We start from the raw sequence: 14398 nt of genomic DNA, 5'->3' as shown, positions 1-14398 counted from the left end.
AGGCCCGGGGCGATGGCCACTTCGCGCCGGAGAGTTGCGCTACAATACGCGCCTTGCTGGAGGTGTGGCCGAGCGGTTTAAGGCACCGGTCTTGAAAACCGGCGAAGGAGCGATCCTTCCGTGAGTTCGAATCTCACCGCCTCCGCCACCCCGCTTGTTTTCTCTCGTCTCGTTTCATCGCAATTAATCGCTGAAACGCCCGCCTGACAAGCCTTTCCGCCCTGCACCTCCTCCTCAACGAATCTCGACTCGTTGCGTTTCGTTGCGTTTAATCGTAAATTTTATGGTGGATGGGATGGTGGAGGGCTGATGGCGGAGGGGTTGGTGGGTAGATTGCTCGCGCGCTCTCATGCACTCACCGCCTGTCGGAACCTCGACGAGCGCGAATGCCGAAAAAAGCGAAGGAACTTGGACCGCTGGCGGTCAGCAGACTGAAAAAACCGGGCCGCTACGCAGTGGGCGGCGTCACTGGCTTGTACCTCGACGTTTCTGACACTGGGGCAGGCTACTGGGTGCTTCGCGTGGTCGTCGCCGGCAAGCGTCGCGAGATAGGCATCGAGGCGTACTCCCAAAAGGGGATGGGCGTCGCCGAAGCGCGGGAGAAGGCCCTCGCCCTCCGAGAAGACATCAAGCGCGGTATCGACCCTGTGATGCAGCGGAAGGAAGCGGCGAGTCAACTGCGCGCGAGCCAAGCGCTGGAGATGACCTTCGAGGCGATCGCAAATCGGTACATTGCTGCGAAGGAAGTCGAATGGCGCAACTCCAAGCACGGCGCGCAGTGGACATATACCCTCGGCGAGTACGCTCACCCGATCATAGGCAAAATGCAAGTCCGCCATGTGACGCGCTCTCACGTGCTAGAGATCCTCGAACCCATTTGGCAGTCTAAGACTGAGACGGCGAGCCGGCTTCGCGGCCGCATCGAAGCGATTCTCGACTATGCCCGCGTCAAGGGTTTCCGTGACGAAGGCGTGAACCCGGCCGCATGGCGCGGCAACCTCGACAAGCTTCTGAGCGCGCCGAAGAAAACCAAGCGCGTGCGCAATCACCCCGCCCTGCCGATCGCGCAGATGGGCGCATTCATGAAATCGCTGCGTGCGATCGAAGGCGTCAGCGCGCGCTGCCTGGAGTTTTCGATACTGACGGCGGCGCGATCCGGCGAGGCGCGCGCGGCTGACTGGCGCGAGATCGACCTTGAAAAGGGGATCTGGTCCGTGCCCGCCGAGAAGATGAAGGCGCAAAAGGAGCATCGCGTGCCGCTACCAGCGGCGACCGTGCGGCTGCTGAAGGCGATCGAACGCCAAGACGATGTCCACCTCGTTTTCCCGAGCCCGCGGGCAAACCGCGCACTGTCCGATATGTCATTGCTGGCCATCATGCGCCGGCAGGGGCTGAAGGCGACGCCGCACGGCTTCCGCTCGACGTTCCGGGACTGGGCGAGCGAGTACACGAACTACCCGCGCGAGCTGGCCGAGGTGGCGCTGGCGCACATCAAGGGCGACGCGACCGAGGCGGCCTACTGGCGCTCCGACGTGCTGGAGAAGCGCCGACGGCTGATGGAAGACTGGGCCGCGTTCTGTGGAAAGGTCATCGATGAAGGGACTGCCACCTCAATGGACAAGCAGGCATGAAGGTCTGCCGTGCCTAGCCCGACGGGGCGAAAACCGGATGCCCTACCCGGCTGGCACGGCTCTTAATTAGGGCTTCGCTACAGGGCAAGCAAATGCAGAAGCTTGGATCTTTCAAGCGATGGTTTTCTGTCAGCCAAGCAGCCGCGCTCCTCGAAACTGCGTTCAACGAGCACATCACAGATTCAGACGTTCTCGAGCAAATCGGTGCGGGTGAAATTCCAATCTGGTGGGATGCGACGGGACGTTATGCGGTTCCAATAGCGCGCGGTTGTCACTGTTTCGGACTGCTCTCCCCCTCGCCGGTTGGCGGGCGTTCTGTTGACGCAAAGCGACGGGAGCAGTGGTTCTGGCAATCAGACCAGGTTCGGTTGCTGGAGGGAATGTATGAGATTGCCGTCGGCGCCCGCCGGGAGCGCCAGGAGGTCTTCGACGGAGACCGAGCAGGCCAGATAATTTTCTCGGACGGAGTGCTCCTCCGAGACGCAGACGGAGAATCACTTCTCCAAGTGCTGCGCCGAATGCCTGGCCGTGCCTCCGGTTCCAGCGTCGTGAAAGACTTCATTGTTGATGTCGAATTTCCCGATCCCAACGTGTTCCGCGTCGCCAGCACGGACCTTCGCATACTATTGAACGGAGAGTCCGTTCCCCCGCGCGGCCATCAGGCGGCGGAAGAAACCGGCAAGCGAGAGCGGGAAACGCTGCTCAAGCAAGTGGGCGCGATGGCCACGCTGCTCGCCGAGAAGGCGGCGCTCTACCGAAGAGGGGAAAAGCCGAACGCCAGCCAGATCGCAGAAGCCGTCGTAGATCTCATCGCCGAAATCCCTGACGTCAATTCCAGCGGACTCGGGCGATCGAGTATCCGCGCCAACGTGACTGAGGGAATAAATCTACTCCGGAAATAGGCCAATTTGCCAGCTGGCATTTAGCTTTGCCAGTTGGCAAAACCCATCAGACCATCGAAATAAATTCGTCTCGTGCAATCCCGCACCCTTTCGAGTCGATTCGATGATCAACGTTGAAATCCGGAACTTCGACAGCCTGCCCGCCGCGGCAGGCGTCAGGGTTCAAACCGTTGCTGCCCTCTGCTCCTGCAGCGTCTCTGCCGTATGGAACCGTTCCAAGCGCGGCGACCTCCCGAAACCCCGCAACATCGGCGGCCACGCATTGTGGAACGTTGGCGAACTGCGTGCGGTCCTCCTCGGAGAGCCCGCATGACAGATAAAAAAAAGGCTGACCCGAAGGCCAGCCACAAGGTCATTCGCGAGAAGAGATTCGATCTTAGAGCGCGAAGCACCTGTTCACCATCAGACCCGTACGAAAGTTCGACTGGCTTGACGAAGGCGGAATCGGTCGTCTATCCTTCACCCACGGTGCTCAAAACACCTTTGCTAGCGGTTAGCCGCCCCGTCAGACATGCGGCTATTATTTCGTCTATTGGTTTTGCTCCAATGGGCGGGAGTGCGGCTAATAAAAGACCCGCAAGGGGAATATGCCCGCCGTCTAGCAACGGTTTTGAGCTCCTGCCCACCCGTCTCAAAAGCGGGTCCATCGTCTCTGCTAGGAGCAAAGCCATGCATGGCACTACTCTCGCTCGTCCTGCGCAAACACAATCCCCACTGCAACTTCAGATTATCAATCGCGCTCTGCGCGACGCAGCGCTTGCGCCCAGCGCGAACGACGCGCTCGACTGCTGCGCCGAAGCACTTCTACACCTCGCTGAGATCGCCCGTGCGGAGGTGACGCATGGCTAAGGACATCGACCTCAAAGAGCTCGCGTCGCTGATTGGATCCGCGTCGATCGAATTCGCCTGCGCGTCTCAGTCGTTCAATGACATCTCGGCTGTATTCAACGCTCTTGGCGCGCTCGCTGAGAATCCCACGCTCGTGCAACAGCTCGCCGCGCTCGGCGCTCGCATGAGTGAGTCGAATGCAGCCGCCTATGAGGAGGAAGGCGCAACCTATCGAGAGCACAGCGTCGGACTAGCTGAATCGATCCGTCCGGTTGATGCTCAGGAGGTGAAGCATGCATGACATTTACGAATTCTCCGCAAGAGCCTGGCAGATCCACGATGTGCTTCAGACGCTCTTCTCGGCACTTCCTGAAGACCAAGAGGACAGTGCGGTGCCGGTTTTCGGTGTCGTGGGCCTGCTGACGAGCCTCTCCCGCGAACTCGCAAACGAGCTCTCAGAGATCAAGGTCGAAGAACCGATTTCGCACGAAGATCGAACTCAGTACTCCTCATTTGGGGGTGTCTGATCATGAACAGTCAAGAACAAGTCGTGATCGACATCCAGAAGAGCCCGACGCAGCGGATTCGCGTCTCTCATCGCTCATTCAAAGGTCGCCGGTACGTCGATGTCCGGCTCTTGGTGGTGAACGCCGCAGGTGACTTCGTACCAACGCAAAAGGGTCTGATGGTGCGGCCTGAGCTATTGCCACAGGTCATTCAAGGCCTGACGCTGGCGTCGCAGGAGGCAAGATGAACGAAAACTACAAGCTGGGCATTCCGATCGCTGAAGGTGAATACGCGAGCCCTACCGAATGCTTGCTGATGTGCGGCTTCCTCGTGTTCCATGCAAAGAAAGCCGATGACGACGTGCGCCAGTTCGCGCGCCGCGTGCTCGACGTGGTGTTTGCTGCGGCCGCCGAGAAGGGATTCCGCCGTGCCGATCTGCTTGAAACCATGATGTCCAAGCGTGAACCTTCGCCGCGCATGCGCGCTCTCGCGGGGCAAGCGACGGCGGCGATCGGAGACAACGTCGCTTTCGCTCGCGTAGTTGCGCGGGCAGGTGTGATTGCGGGAGGTCAGCAATGAGCACCGTCTTCGACAATCACCAGCGGATCCTCGAAGCGCTTTCGTTCATCCCGCCGGACGTGGAGCGCGATGTGTGGTTTCGCATCGCTGCCTCTTTGAAGCATGAGCAAGGCGACGCGGGCTTTGAGACGTTCGACAATTGGAGTCAGGGCAGCCCGAACTACGTCGCAGCAGACGTTCGCGACACGTGGCGTTCGATCCATCCTGACGGCGGCATCACCATCGCCACCTTATTTGCGATCGCAAAGAGGTACGGCTACAACCCGCACGCGAAGGCGGCAATCGTCGTTGATCCGGTGGAAGTCGAACGCCGCCGGGCTGAGCGCGATGCTCGCGTACAAAAGGAGGAACAAAAACGAGCGAAGGACCGCAAACACGCGGCGACGCTCGCGCTCGCGATTATCCAAAAGTCGAAACGGGCGTCGGATGACCATCCCTACCTGTTACGCAAGGGCGTTGCGGCGGTAGACGCCCTTCGTGAGCTCGAAGTCGAAAAGCTCCAGATGCTGATTGGTTACCGCCCGCAGTCCGGCGGGGCGTCGCTCGAAGGTCGAATCCTGATCGCGCCGGTGATGATCAAAGGCGCCGTCACCACTGTCGAGATGATCGACGAGTCAGGCCGCAAGGCCGCTTTGGCGCGCGGCGAGAAAGCCGGCGGCTGTTGGTTCGTCTGCGCGGTGCCGCAAGATTGCACGCACATCCTGATCGCCGAGGGCGTTGCCACCGCGCTGTCGGCTCATTCTTGCACCGGCCACGCCACGGTGGCCGCGCTCTCGGCGGGCAACCTCACGAAGGTTGCCCTGGCGATGCGGGCTGCCTGTCCCGACGCCGAAATCACGGTACTCGCCGACCTCGGGACCGGGCAACAAAAGGCGGTCGAAGCGGCGCGGTCCGTCGCGGGCACCGTCGCCACGCCTGAATTCGGAGACAAGCGCGGTGATGATGAAACGGATTTCAACGACATGCACACACGCTTTGGAGCAGGCGCAGTCGCGGCACAGATTGAAAAGGCCGCGGCACCTGACAGTGCTGATCAAGCTGATAAGGGTTGCGTGCCGCGGGGCTTCTCCATAAGCAAGGACGGCGTGTTCTATACCGACGACGACGGGATGCCGCATTGGATCTGCTCGCCGCTACACGTCCGTGCGCTCGTGCGTGATCGTGCCTCGGAGAACTGGGGCCGCCTGCTGGAGTGGAAGGACGCTGACGATCACCCTCACGTCTGGGCAATGCCCATGGAGATGTTGCGTTCGGACGGTGCGGACATGCGCGGCGAGCTCGCGCGGTTGGGGTTGGACATCTCGCCGAGTTTCCGCGCACGCAACAAGCTGACCGAATACGTAACGACGGCCAAGCCGAAAGCACGCGGGCGGTGCGTTACGCGCACCGGCTGGCACAACGGCGCTTTCGTGTTCCCGGATCGAACGATCGGCGAGTCGGCCGAGCGCGTGATATTCCAATCGGAGATTGTGATGCGCACCTATTCCCAGGCCGGTACGCTGGAAGAATGGAAGCGAGACGTTGCTGCTTATTGCTCAGGCAACTCTCGAATGCTTGTTGCGGTGTCGACGGCGTTCGCCGGGATGATGCTGGCGTATTCGGGGCAAGAGTCGGGCGGCCTGAACCTCGTTGGCGACTCATCGACGGGCAAGACGACGGCGCTCCGTGCTTCCTGCAGCGTGTACGGAGGCCCGGACTACATGCAGCGATGGCGCGCGACGTCGAACGGCCTCGAAGGTCTTGCCGCACTTCATAACGATACGCTCCTGGTGCTCGATGAGCTGGCGCAAGTGGATCCGCGCGAAGCGGGCGAGATCGCCTACATGCTGGCAAACGGCACCGGCAAGGCACGCGCGGGGCGAACCGGCTCGGCACGGGCGAGGCAATCATGGCGGCTCCTGTTCCTGTCAGCTGGTGAGATCGGTCTTGCACAACATATGCAGACCGGCGGGAAGAAGGCCAAAGCGGGTCAGGAAGTGCGACTGGTCGAGATTCCGGCCGATGCAGGGAAAGGCTTCGGACTCTTTGAAACGCTGCATGGGCAAGCCGGCGGTGCGCAGCTCTCGGCGTTGATCAACGAGGGCTGCACGCGGAGCTACGGCGTAGCTGCGATTGAAATGCTGAATGCGATAGCAAAGGAGCCGGATGTGATCGAACAGTACCTGCGCCAGGAGACTGCGGAGTTCATTGCCGAGCACTTGCCGGCTGACGCCAATGGCCAGGCACATCGCGTGTGTCAGCGGCTCGCCCTCATCGGCCTGTCTGGCGAGTATGCGACGGATCGCGGAATCACTGGATGGCAGCCCGGTGAAACACTCGCGGCCGCAGCGACCTGTCTCCGAGCATGGCTAGAGAATCGAGGCGGCGCCGGCAATCACGAGCACGCGACCATTCTTTCCCACGTCAAGGCGTTCTTCGAAGCTCACGAGGAATCCCGTTTCACGGATTTGAATGACGCGTCGGAAAGGCCAACGATCAATCGAGCGGGCTATCGCCGTAAGAGCGAGGGATGTGTCGAGTACTTAGTGTTTCCGGAGATCTTCAAGCGGGAAATCTGCAGCGGCTACGATGCTCGTTCGGTTGCAAAGGCACTTGCAGTCGAAGGTTGGATCCGGCCTTCCGCTGACGGTCGTTCCGTCCGAGCCGAGCGGATTCCCGAAAAAGGCCCAACAAAGGTCTACGTCTTCACCGCCGAGATATGGAAATAGCCTCTACACATTAAAAAGCACGGGTTACATGGGTTACACGGGTTACGCAGCTGCGGAGCCTTGCTGCATAAGGGTTTTTGCGTAACCCATTCTGAGAAAAGCGTAACCCATCGCAATCTAAACGGGTTACACCGAAGCAGTCGTAACCCATAAATGGGTTACGTGCCCGCTTGGGTTACGAAATGGGTAACGCAAAATCTCCATTACAATCAATCACTTGCGAATGCGTAACCCATGTAACCCCTGTAACCCCTAAAAAACAGCATGTACAGCGGTCTCTTTCTGATTCCATATCAACCAACTCAGGAGCAGGCCTCTCACATTGAATGTCCGGACCAAGAAACTCGGAACGACCTACGCGGTTAGACTGCTAGGAAGGGTCTACCGGTTGATTGACGTCCAGTCGCCGACGGGGAGTGCTCGAGTAAGCCATGAGCGCTAGTCTTCCAACACGCTTCGGTGTGGGAACCACGACCTGGAACACCTGCAAACCTCCAATGCTTTTCCTGTGCGCTGATTTATAAGGTTTGGTGTTGCAGGCAAGGTGCAGGTGTTCCAGGCGGAAAGCTGCGTTTGTAGAGTGGAGAAGATTTGCGGCGAACTAGCCGGAAGTCTTGCAAGTTGACGCTCCAACGGCACTGCGCGGCCGACCTGGGTCCACGACAGCGAGTCGCAGCCGGCACCACTAGCAGACGCTGGTTGCCGCGTGCTGGCAGTCATATAAGCCGCCACTCGTTATTCGGAAACGGCCATAGTCACGGTCAAACGATTGGCGTCACTGCCAATCGAACAACCTGCCGACAAGGTCTCATTGCAAGCTACGTCCTCTCCAAGGTGCCCGGGAAATCGAGAGGACTGAACAACCAGGAATTTGCTCTCGGACAGCACCTTCAAGCCACCGAAGTGACCGTCTGTGATGTGCGATATCCGCTCCGTTCCGACTTGCGCAAATACCGGAGCGGGCGTACGAGGCACTATCTATGATGTGGTAGGTATGCGCCGTCGTGTCATCGTTTATCTTGAAGCAGTTCCACGAGTAAGTTGACTCCGCATTTGCAAGATTCAAGCGGCGAGTCGATGCTCGTAATACGGTCGATCCCGATCATCAAGAATGGCATACATGGGTTCGAGATCGGATCTGCCTGGGCTCAACCATGCCTCGATGTTTTCCGCCTTGATTGGGACGATACAACGGTCATGGCCGGCCGCTTCGACCTCAGGCGGCGGTTCATCTGTGATCGCGGCGAAGGAGAGTAAATCAGGCTCCCCAGGCGCAGTCCATCGCGACCAAAGGCAGGCGACGTGCATCAACTGGCCGTTGTTCGGACGGAATTCCAGGACAACATTTTCGTCCTGCTCATGCGATTCCAGGAGCGTGCCTTCCATCTTGGCCTTGCTGACGTTTTCATAGAACACGTCGACCAGCATGATGCCGTGCGTATGGCCAAAGCATGGCTTCCAGAACCCTTCAAGATTATCCCGACGAGCGTTATACGTGCCGGGGAAGCGCCGATCGTAGTTCCCGGGCTTGCCCGCGATACGACATTGATAGCGCATCGGCTTCACCACGTACTGCCCGTCTTCGATGATCAGCACCGGCGCATAGTGTCCGGGAAAGATTCGGGCGTCGCGATCCTTAGGTGTTGTACGTCGCAGGTCGTCGAGCCGACGAAGAGCGGAATCGATCTTATCGGTGGCGATACGGCGGCTTTCTGTCGCCGCTTTCGTGACCTTGGTCTGTAACGCACGCTCGGCATCGGCGAGGCGGGTGCGCTGCTTGAAAACATCCTGTTCGATCGTGTTCGCCTGCCCGGTGTTGAAACGATCGATGAATTCCTTGATCTGGCGTTCGTCGTCGTTATCTGGATGAAGAAATGCATCCTCCATCGCTTTCGGGATCTTGGCTTTGCTGCCTTCGGCGCGTTCCCAGAACAGGCGCGCGAACTCGCGAATATCCATCTGTGCGCCAAACATCTTCACGTAGCGTCGATAGTCCGCCTGGATCTGCGCCGAGTAGCACACTGCCGCCTCCTGTAAGGTTCAGCTGTTCGCCTGATCGTCTATGTTGCCGTGCCGGTTGCTTCGCGGCACAGCTTCATCATCTTCTGGACCACCGTGCTCGCATGGTTTAACCCCATGTCGCCAGTGAAGAGCACTGGCACATCGGATTGACGAAGGGCGATCCCTGCGCTCTTCAAATCACGGCGGGCAATGTTGAGGGCCAATTGTCCGATGCGCACGCGCTCCGGCCAGCTCATCGTAACGAGGTTTCGCTTAAGCCAAATGCGGCAGCTATCCACGACGTGATCCACCCGCCACTCCTGTGTCAGCGCATGCGAGGCAGCAAGCGTTGCCACCAGAAAGCACAAGAGGTCGGCCCGCGCGCCATTCAGCTCGTCAATATCGGGTAGATCCATTGCGCTCCTCGTGTGTTCTTAACATACTAGCCGCCTTCATCGGCTCCGTTCGCCACCTCGCGAAATCAGCCGTTTCGACTGCCCGCCTGTACGCAAGTGCGGTCGGCTTGCGCACTTTCAACGACCTAGATCGACGGCGCGCTGCAGGCGACTCCGCTCCACCGTGCGATCAATTCCGTCAGGCGTAGTAGAGGCGGTCCCACAGTGTCTTCAGCCCGACCAAGGTTTGAACTCGTCGGGTGACCCTGTCCCGACGCCTCAGCCATTCTCTTGCAAATAAGGCTCGCCGACATTTGCATAGGCAACAGCCTCGGCAATCGTCACATGGCCAGACGTCTCGCACAGCCTGGCGACGAGGTCGGCGACCTCGGGCGTCGGTGTCTCGGAGCAAGCATAGGGGTCAAGTTTCTGCGGCTACATAAAAAGGTGCAGATCACTGCACCGATTTCTGCGCTACACTCGACACTGTACATTTATACAGTGGTTTCGCGCCCCTCTATTACCGATCATGGCCGCTTTGCCTATACACATCGAGTCGATTCACCCGGCGCTTTGGCGTGGGTCTCAGCTCGCGCGTGCCTATGGCAAAACCATCGATACCGGCTACGCCGCGCTGTCGGCGGAATTGCCCGGCGGTGGTTGGCCGGTTGGAGCGCTGGTGGAACTACTGGTGCAACAGCCGGGCATCGGGGAGATGCGCTTGCTCAACCCTGCACTCGTCGCCTCAAGCAAGCGGCCTGTCGCCCTGTTACAGGCGCCGCATATACCGAACAGCCTGGCGTTCGCCTATCTGGGCGTACCGCTGGACAAGCTCATGATGTTGCGCGCGCCCAAGACAGCGGACGCCCTGTGGTGCGCCGAGCGCGTGCTGAACGCCCGAAGTTGCGGTGCACTGCTCGTCTGGCAACACCATATCCGGTCTGAAGCACTGCGGCGTTTGCATCTGGCGGCGCAAGCAACGGAAACCCTGTTGATTCTGGTCAGACCGCTCGCCACCGCCCAGGATTCATCGCCTGCAACGTTACGGCTCGGGGTTCGGCCAGCCGATGGCGGAATCTTCGTCGACGTGATCAAGAGACGAGGACCGACGCGCACCGATCAACTCTCCATCCACCTTCAACCTTCACCGATTCTGCTCAGCCCTCATGGCCGTGTTCGTCGCCATCTTCCTGCCCCGGCTCTCGCTGGAGGTGTTTCGGCCGAGGTACTCACCTCGGGCTGAACACGGCTGTGTGGTGCTCGAACGTGACAAAGTCATCGTGCTTGATCAGGTGGCAAGAGAGGCAGGGGTAATGGTAGGCATGAAGCGCGGTGGCGTCACGACGCTCGCGGTGGATGCGTTGATGTACGACCGCAGCCCCACGCGCGAGCTTGATGTGCAACGCGAAGTCGCGTTCGCGCTGCTGCGTTTTTCGCCTCAGGTAGCGGTGCGGGAAGAAGAAACGATTGTCGTGGACGTGACCGCAAGTCTGCGTCTGTTCGGCGGCATCCGACACGTTTGCCGACAGATCCGAGAGACGGTCAACACGGTCGGCGTGACCGCCCGCATGAGCGTCGCGCCTACGGGCCAAGGCGCGTGGCTTCTCGCCAAACGCGGCCGCCGGCGGGTCCTCAAAATGGCCTCGCTTGAACGCAGTCTCGGGGAGCTTCCGTTCATGGTGGTCCCCGAAGTTCGGTCTTTTGGGGAATGGTTCAACGGCCTTGGTTGCCAAGTGCTCAACGATGTTCGCCGCCTGCCACGGGCAGGACTTAAAAAGAGGTGCGGTGTGGATTTACTGGATTCGCTTGACCGCGCCTATGGCCTGTCACCGGAACTCTACGAGTGGCTGGAGCTGCCGCCTTCGTTCAGCGCACGCACCGAGTTGCCGGATCGCGTCGAGCATGCGGAAGCGGTTCTGTTTTCCGCGCGACGGCTGATTGTGCAGTTGTGCGGTTGGTTGAGCGCGCAGCAGCTCGCGCTCACGCAAGCGACGATCACGCTCGAACATGAACGCGGCCGTCAGGCGATCGAGCCGACGACGATCGATATTGCGCTTGCCGAGCCGACATGGCAGGAAGAGCATCTCGTTCGTCTGTTGAAGGAACGGCTCGGCCGTATCGAACTTGAGGCAGCCGTTATCGCCCTGCGCCTGACAGCATCGAAAGTGGAGCCGGCGGAGCCGCCGAGCGACTCGCTTTTCCCTGAGCCCGGCGGATCGGCTCAAGATCACAATCGCTTGCTCGAACTGTTGGTCGCGCGCCTGGGGGCCGAGAACGTCCTGCGACCCGCACCGACTTCGGATCATCGTCCCGAACATGCGAATCAATGGGTGCCAGTGCAGACGGCAACGAAAACATGCCCTCCTCCGGCCGAACTTCCACGGCCGACGTGGCTGCTTGACGCGCCCGTGCGGCTAATGATCAAGCATCACCGACCGTTCTACGGGTCCCCGCTCAAACTCGTCTCGACGGGCGAGCGCATTGAGGCCGGGTGGCACGACGGTGAACTGGTGTCGCGCGACTACTATGTCGCCGAGGCCTCGGATAAAAGCTGCTACTGGATCTACCGTGAACGACCGAGCGTGAAGACGGAAGAAGTCCGCTGGTTCCTTCACGGGCTGTTTGGATAATCGGTGGTGTTGCCGTGGATCTCTTCTCGTCAACGCTTCCTGACTACGCGGAGCTTTTCGCGTTCACGAACTTCTCGTTTCTGCATGGCGCATCGCACGGCGAAGAGCTGGTGCTGCGTGCGTCGCAACTCGGCTATTCGGGCCTTGCGATCACGGACGAGTGTTCACTCGCCGGCGTCGTGCGCGCACACGTGCAGGCCAAGGAAGAAAAGCTGCCGCTCATCATTGGCTCCTACTTTCGACTCGCCCACGCCGACAAGCGTCCGGCATTCGGCCTTATCCTGCTTGCACAGAACCGTAACGGCTACGGCAACCTGTCCGAGCTGATCACGCTCGGGCGCATGCGCGCAACGAAAGGCACGTACCTGCTCACGCCGCACGATCTGTCGAAGCCCGACAAGGAATACGCACACTTGCGTGGCATGCCCGATTGTCTGGCGATCCTCGTGCCGGATTTTCCGGCGAAGGAAGAGGCACTCTCCGCGCAGGTTGAATGGCTCAACGAGACGTTTCCGTCGCGCGGCTGGGTCGGCCTGATCCTGCATCAACGCGCGATGGATGACATTCACCGCGGTAGCGTCGAGTACGTCGCGGAGCAACACCGGGTGCCGGTGGTCGCGCTGGGCAATGTGGTCATGCATGTGCGCTCCCGCAAACCGCTGCAAGACACGATGACGGCGATCCGCGTCGGCAAGCCCGTTGCCGAATGCGGTTACGATCTTGCGCCCAACGCGGAGCAACACCTTCGCTCACGCTTAAGGATCAGCAACTTATATCCAGCCCATGCAGTGGCTCAAACGCTCAACATCTGCGAGCGCTGCACGTTCTCGTTGGACGAACTGCGCTACGAATATCCTGACGAGCTCGTACCGGAGGGTTTTACGCACGAAGCGTATTTGCGGCAGGAAACCTACATTGGCGCGCATAAACGCTTTCCTGCGGGCATTCCGCATGACGTGCAAAAGCAGATCGAATACGAATTACAGTTGATCGGCGAGATGCGCTATGAAGCGTACTTTCTCACGGTCTATGACATCGTACGTTTCGCACGTAGCCAGCACATCCTGTGTCAGGGACGCGGGTCGGCCGCGAACAGCGCGGTCTGTTACTGCCTGGGCGTGACTGAAGTCGACCCCTCGCGCGGCAACATGTTGTTCGAGCGATTTATCAGCAAGGAACGCGGCGAGCCGCCTGATATCGATGTCGACTTCGAGCATCAGCGGCGTGAAGAGGTCATCCAGTACATCTATCGCAAATACGGACGGGATCGCGCAGCGATCGCGGCAGCGGTGTCCACATACCGGCCTCGCGGCGCGTTGCGCGAAACCGGCAAGGCGCTCGGCATTGATCCGCAGATCGTCGACAAGGTCGCGAAAAGCCATCAGTGGTTCGATCACTCACAGGACCTGTTGCGCCGCTTCGAGGAGTCTGGGCTTGACCCGCAGAACCCCGTTATCACGATGTGGGCGAAACTGGCCGCGCAGATTCTCAACTTCCCACGACACCTGTCGCAGCACTCGGGGGGCTTTGTTATCAGCCGCGGCAAGCTCACGCGCCTCGTGCCGGTTGAGAACGCGGCGATGGCCGATCGCAGCGCCATTCAATGGGACAAAGACGACCTTGAAGCGCTGGGCCTTCTGAAAATCGACGTGCTCGCGCTCGGCATGCTCTCGGCTATTCGGCGCACGCTCGATATTGTCTCCAACCAACGCGGCGAGCGCTTCGAGATGCAGGACATTCCGCCTGAAGATCCCGTGACCTACGAGATGATTTCACAAGCGGATACGGTCGGAGTCTTCCAGATCGAATCACGTGCGCAGATGAGTATGCTGCCACGCATGCAGCCCAGGACCTTCTACGATCTCGTGATCGAAGTGGCCATCGTGCGACCGGGTCCGATCCAGGGCGGTGCGGTGCATCCATATCTGCGCCGGCGGCAGAAGATTGAACCGGTTTCGTATCCGAGCCCGGAGCTTGAAACTGCGCTGGGCCGCACGCTTGGTGTGCCGATCTTCCAGGAGCAGGTGATGCAGGTTGCCATTCTGGCAGCCGGCTTTACTCCCGGCGAGGCGGATCAACTACGGCGGGCAATGGCCGCGTGGAAGCGCAAGGGAGGCCTGGAAAAATACTACGACCGCATCGTCAATGGCATGCAGCAGCGTGGTTACGACAAGGCATTCGCGGAAGCGATCTTCGAGCAGATCAAAGGCTTCGGCG

At 59.8% G+C, this 14398-nt stretch carries 14 protein-coding genes and 1 tRNA gene; 13 read left to right on the top strand and 2 right to left on the bottom strand.

From position 1 onward, the window contains the following. Window positions 1-58 precede the first annotated feature (58 nt). From QCE88_RS05225 to QCE88_RS05180, 10 genes are all read left to right on the top strand, one after another. Window positions 59-148 (top strand) — tRNA-Ser (locus QCE88_RS05225). A 238-nt stretch (window positions 149-386) separates the two neighbouring features. Continuing rightward, complete coding sequence (locus tag QCE88_RS05220) at window positions 387-1631, top strand: phage integrase central domain-containing protein (protein WP_309899797.1); 1245 nt, start codon at window positions 387-389, stop codon at window positions 1629-1631. Between the two features lie 92 nt (window positions 1632-1723). After that, window positions 1724-2533: a hypothetical protein gene (locus QCE88_RS05215; protein ID WP_309899795.1), complete on the top strand. Its 810-nt coding sequence runs from the start codon at window positions 1724-1726 to the stop codon at window positions 2531-2533. A gap of 103 nt (window positions 2534-2636) precedes the next feature. Next, window positions 2637-2846, top strand: a complete 210-nt coding sequence (locus tag QCE88_RS05210; protein ID WP_309899793.1) for a transcriptional regulator — start codon at window positions 2637-2639, stop codon at window positions 2844-2846. Further along, entirely contained in the window at window positions 2843-3382 is a 540-nt protein-coding gene (locus QCE88_RS05205) for a hypothetical protein (protein ID WP_309899791.1), read from the top strand. The genes QCE88_RS05210 and QCE88_RS05205 overlap by 4 nt, the downstream gene beginning before the upstream one ends. Continuing rightward, complete coding sequence (locus tag QCE88_RS05200) at window positions 3375-3662, top strand: hypothetical protein (RefSeq protein ID WP_309899789.1); 288 nt, start codon at window positions 3375-3377, stop codon at window positions 3660-3662. The genes QCE88_RS05205 and QCE88_RS05200 overlap by 8 nt, the downstream gene beginning before the upstream one ends. Next, entirely contained in the window at window positions 3655-3888 is a 234-nt protein-coding gene (locus tag QCE88_RS05195; protein WP_309899787.1) for a hypothetical protein, read from the top strand. Before QCE88_RS05200 ends, QCE88_RS05195 begins: the two co-directional genes overlap by 8 nt. Window positions 3889-3890: 2 nt before the next feature. Beyond that, on the top strand, window positions 3891-4115 hold the full coding sequence (locus QCE88_RS05190; protein WP_309899785.1) for a transcriptional coactivator p15/PC4 family protein: 225 nt from the start codon (window positions 3891-3893) through the stop codon (window positions 4113-4115). Beyond that, window positions 4112-4447, top strand: coding sequence for a hypothetical protein (locus tag QCE88_RS05185; RefSeq protein ID WP_309899784.1), 336 nt, complete (start codon window positions 4112-4114; stop codon window positions 4445-4447). The genes QCE88_RS05190 and QCE88_RS05185 overlap by 4 nt, the downstream gene beginning before the upstream one ends. Beyond that, the gene (locus QCE88_RS05180) at window positions 4444-7155 is read left to right on the top strand and encodes a DUF927 domain-containing protein (RefSeq protein WP_309899782.1); all 2712 of its coding nucleotides are present in this window, start codon (window positions 4444-4446) and stop codon (window positions 7153-7155) included. The genes QCE88_RS05185 and QCE88_RS05180 overlap by 4 nt, the downstream gene beginning before the upstream one ends. A 1062-nt stretch (window positions 7156-8217) precedes the next feature. Here QCE88_RS05180 and QCE88_RS05175 read toward each other — a convergent pair. Then, window positions 8218-9177, bottom strand: coding sequence for an SOS response-associated peptidase family protein (locus QCE88_RS05175; RefSeq protein WP_309899780.1), 960 nt, complete (start codon window positions 9175-9177; stop codon window positions 8218-8220). Between the two features lie 38 nt (window positions 9178-9215). Then, window positions 9216-9572 (bottom strand): hypothetical protein, encoded by a 357-nt coding sequence (locus QCE88_RS05170; protein ID WP_309899778.1) that lies wholly within the window; start codon window positions 9570-9572, stop codon window positions 9216-9218. 508 nt (window positions 9573-10080) lie between these two features. On the opposite strand from QCE88_RS05170, the gene imuA reads away from it, so the two are divergent. The 3 genes from imuA to QCE88_RS05155 all read left to right on the top strand — a co-directional run. Next, entirely contained in the window at window positions 10081-10794 is a 714-nt protein-coding gene (gene imuA, locus QCE88_RS05165; protein ID WP_309899776.1) for a translesion DNA synthesis-associated protein ImuA, read from the top strand. Beyond that, the gene (locus QCE88_RS05160) at window positions 10718-12181 is read left to right on the top strand and encodes a DNA polymerase Y family protein (RefSeq protein ID WP_309899774.1); all 1464 of its coding nucleotides are present in this window, start codon (window positions 10718-10720) and stop codon (window positions 12179-12181) included. The genes imuA and QCE88_RS05160 overlap by 77 nt, the downstream gene beginning before the upstream one ends. Before the next feature lie 14 nt (window positions 12182-12195). Next, window positions 12196-14398, top strand: a 2203-nt coding sequence (locus QCE88_RS05155; protein ID WP_309899772.1) for an error-prone DNA polymerase, incomplete at its 3' end; no start/stop codon positions are given.

The organism is Caballeronia sp. LZ035 (assembly GCF_031451175.1).
In the GTDB taxonomy this organism is placed as follows: domain Bacteria; phylum Pseudomonadota; class Gammaproteobacteria; order Burkholderiales; family Burkholderiaceae; genus Caballeronia.
This window is presented reverse-complemented; position numbering and strand designations above follow the sequence as displayed.

Excerpts from the sequence above, each read along its gene's own strand:
- QCE88_RS05220 (WP_309899797.1), top strand. The coding sequence starts at position 387 with ATGCCGAAAAAAGCGAAGGAACTTGGACCGCTGGCGGTCAGCAGACTG.
- QCE88_RS05215 (WP_309899795.1), top strand. The coding sequence starts at position 1,724 with ATGCAGAAGCTTGGATCTTTCAAGCGATGGTTTTCTGTCAGCCAAGCA.
- QCE88_RS05210 (WP_309899793.1), top strand. The coding sequence starts at position 2,637 with ATGATCAACGTTGAAATCCGGAACTTCGACAGCCTGCCCGCCGCGGCA.
- QCE88_RS05205 (WP_309899791.1), top strand. The coding sequence starts at position 2,843 with ATGACAGATAAAAAAAAGGCTGACCCGAAGGCCAGCCACAAGGTCATT.
- QCE88_RS05200 (WP_309899789.1), top strand. The coding sequence starts at position 3,375 with ATGGCTAAGGACATCGACCTCAAAGAGCTCGCGTCGCTGATTGGATCC.
- QCE88_RS05195 (WP_309899787.1), top strand. The coding sequence starts at position 3,655 with ATGCATGACATTTACGAATTCTCCGCAAGAGCCTGGCAGATCCACGAT.
- QCE88_RS05190 (WP_309899785.1), top strand. The coding sequence starts at position 3,891 with ATGAACAGTCAAGAACAAGTCGTGATCGACATCCAGAAGAGCCCGACG.
- QCE88_RS05185 (WP_309899784.1), top strand. The coding sequence starts at position 4,112 with ATGAACGAAAACTACAAGCTGGGCATTCCGATCGCTGAAGGTGAATAC.
- QCE88_RS05180 (WP_309899782.1), top strand. The coding sequence starts at position 4,444 with ATGAGCACCGTCTTCGACAATCACCAGCGGATCCTCGAAGCGCTTTCG.
- QCE88_RS05170 (WP_309899778.1), bottom strand. The coding sequence starts at position 9,572 with ATGGATCTACCCGATATTGACGAGCTGAATGGCGCGCGGGCCGACCTC.
- imuA (WP_309899776.1), top strand. The coding sequence starts at position 10,081 with ATGGCCGCTTTGCCTATACACATCGAGTCGATTCACCCGGCGCTTTGG.
- QCE88_RS05160 (WP_309899774.1), top strand. The coding sequence starts at position 10,718 with ATGGCCGTGTTCGTCGCCATCTTCCTGCCCCGGCTCTCGCTGGAGGTG.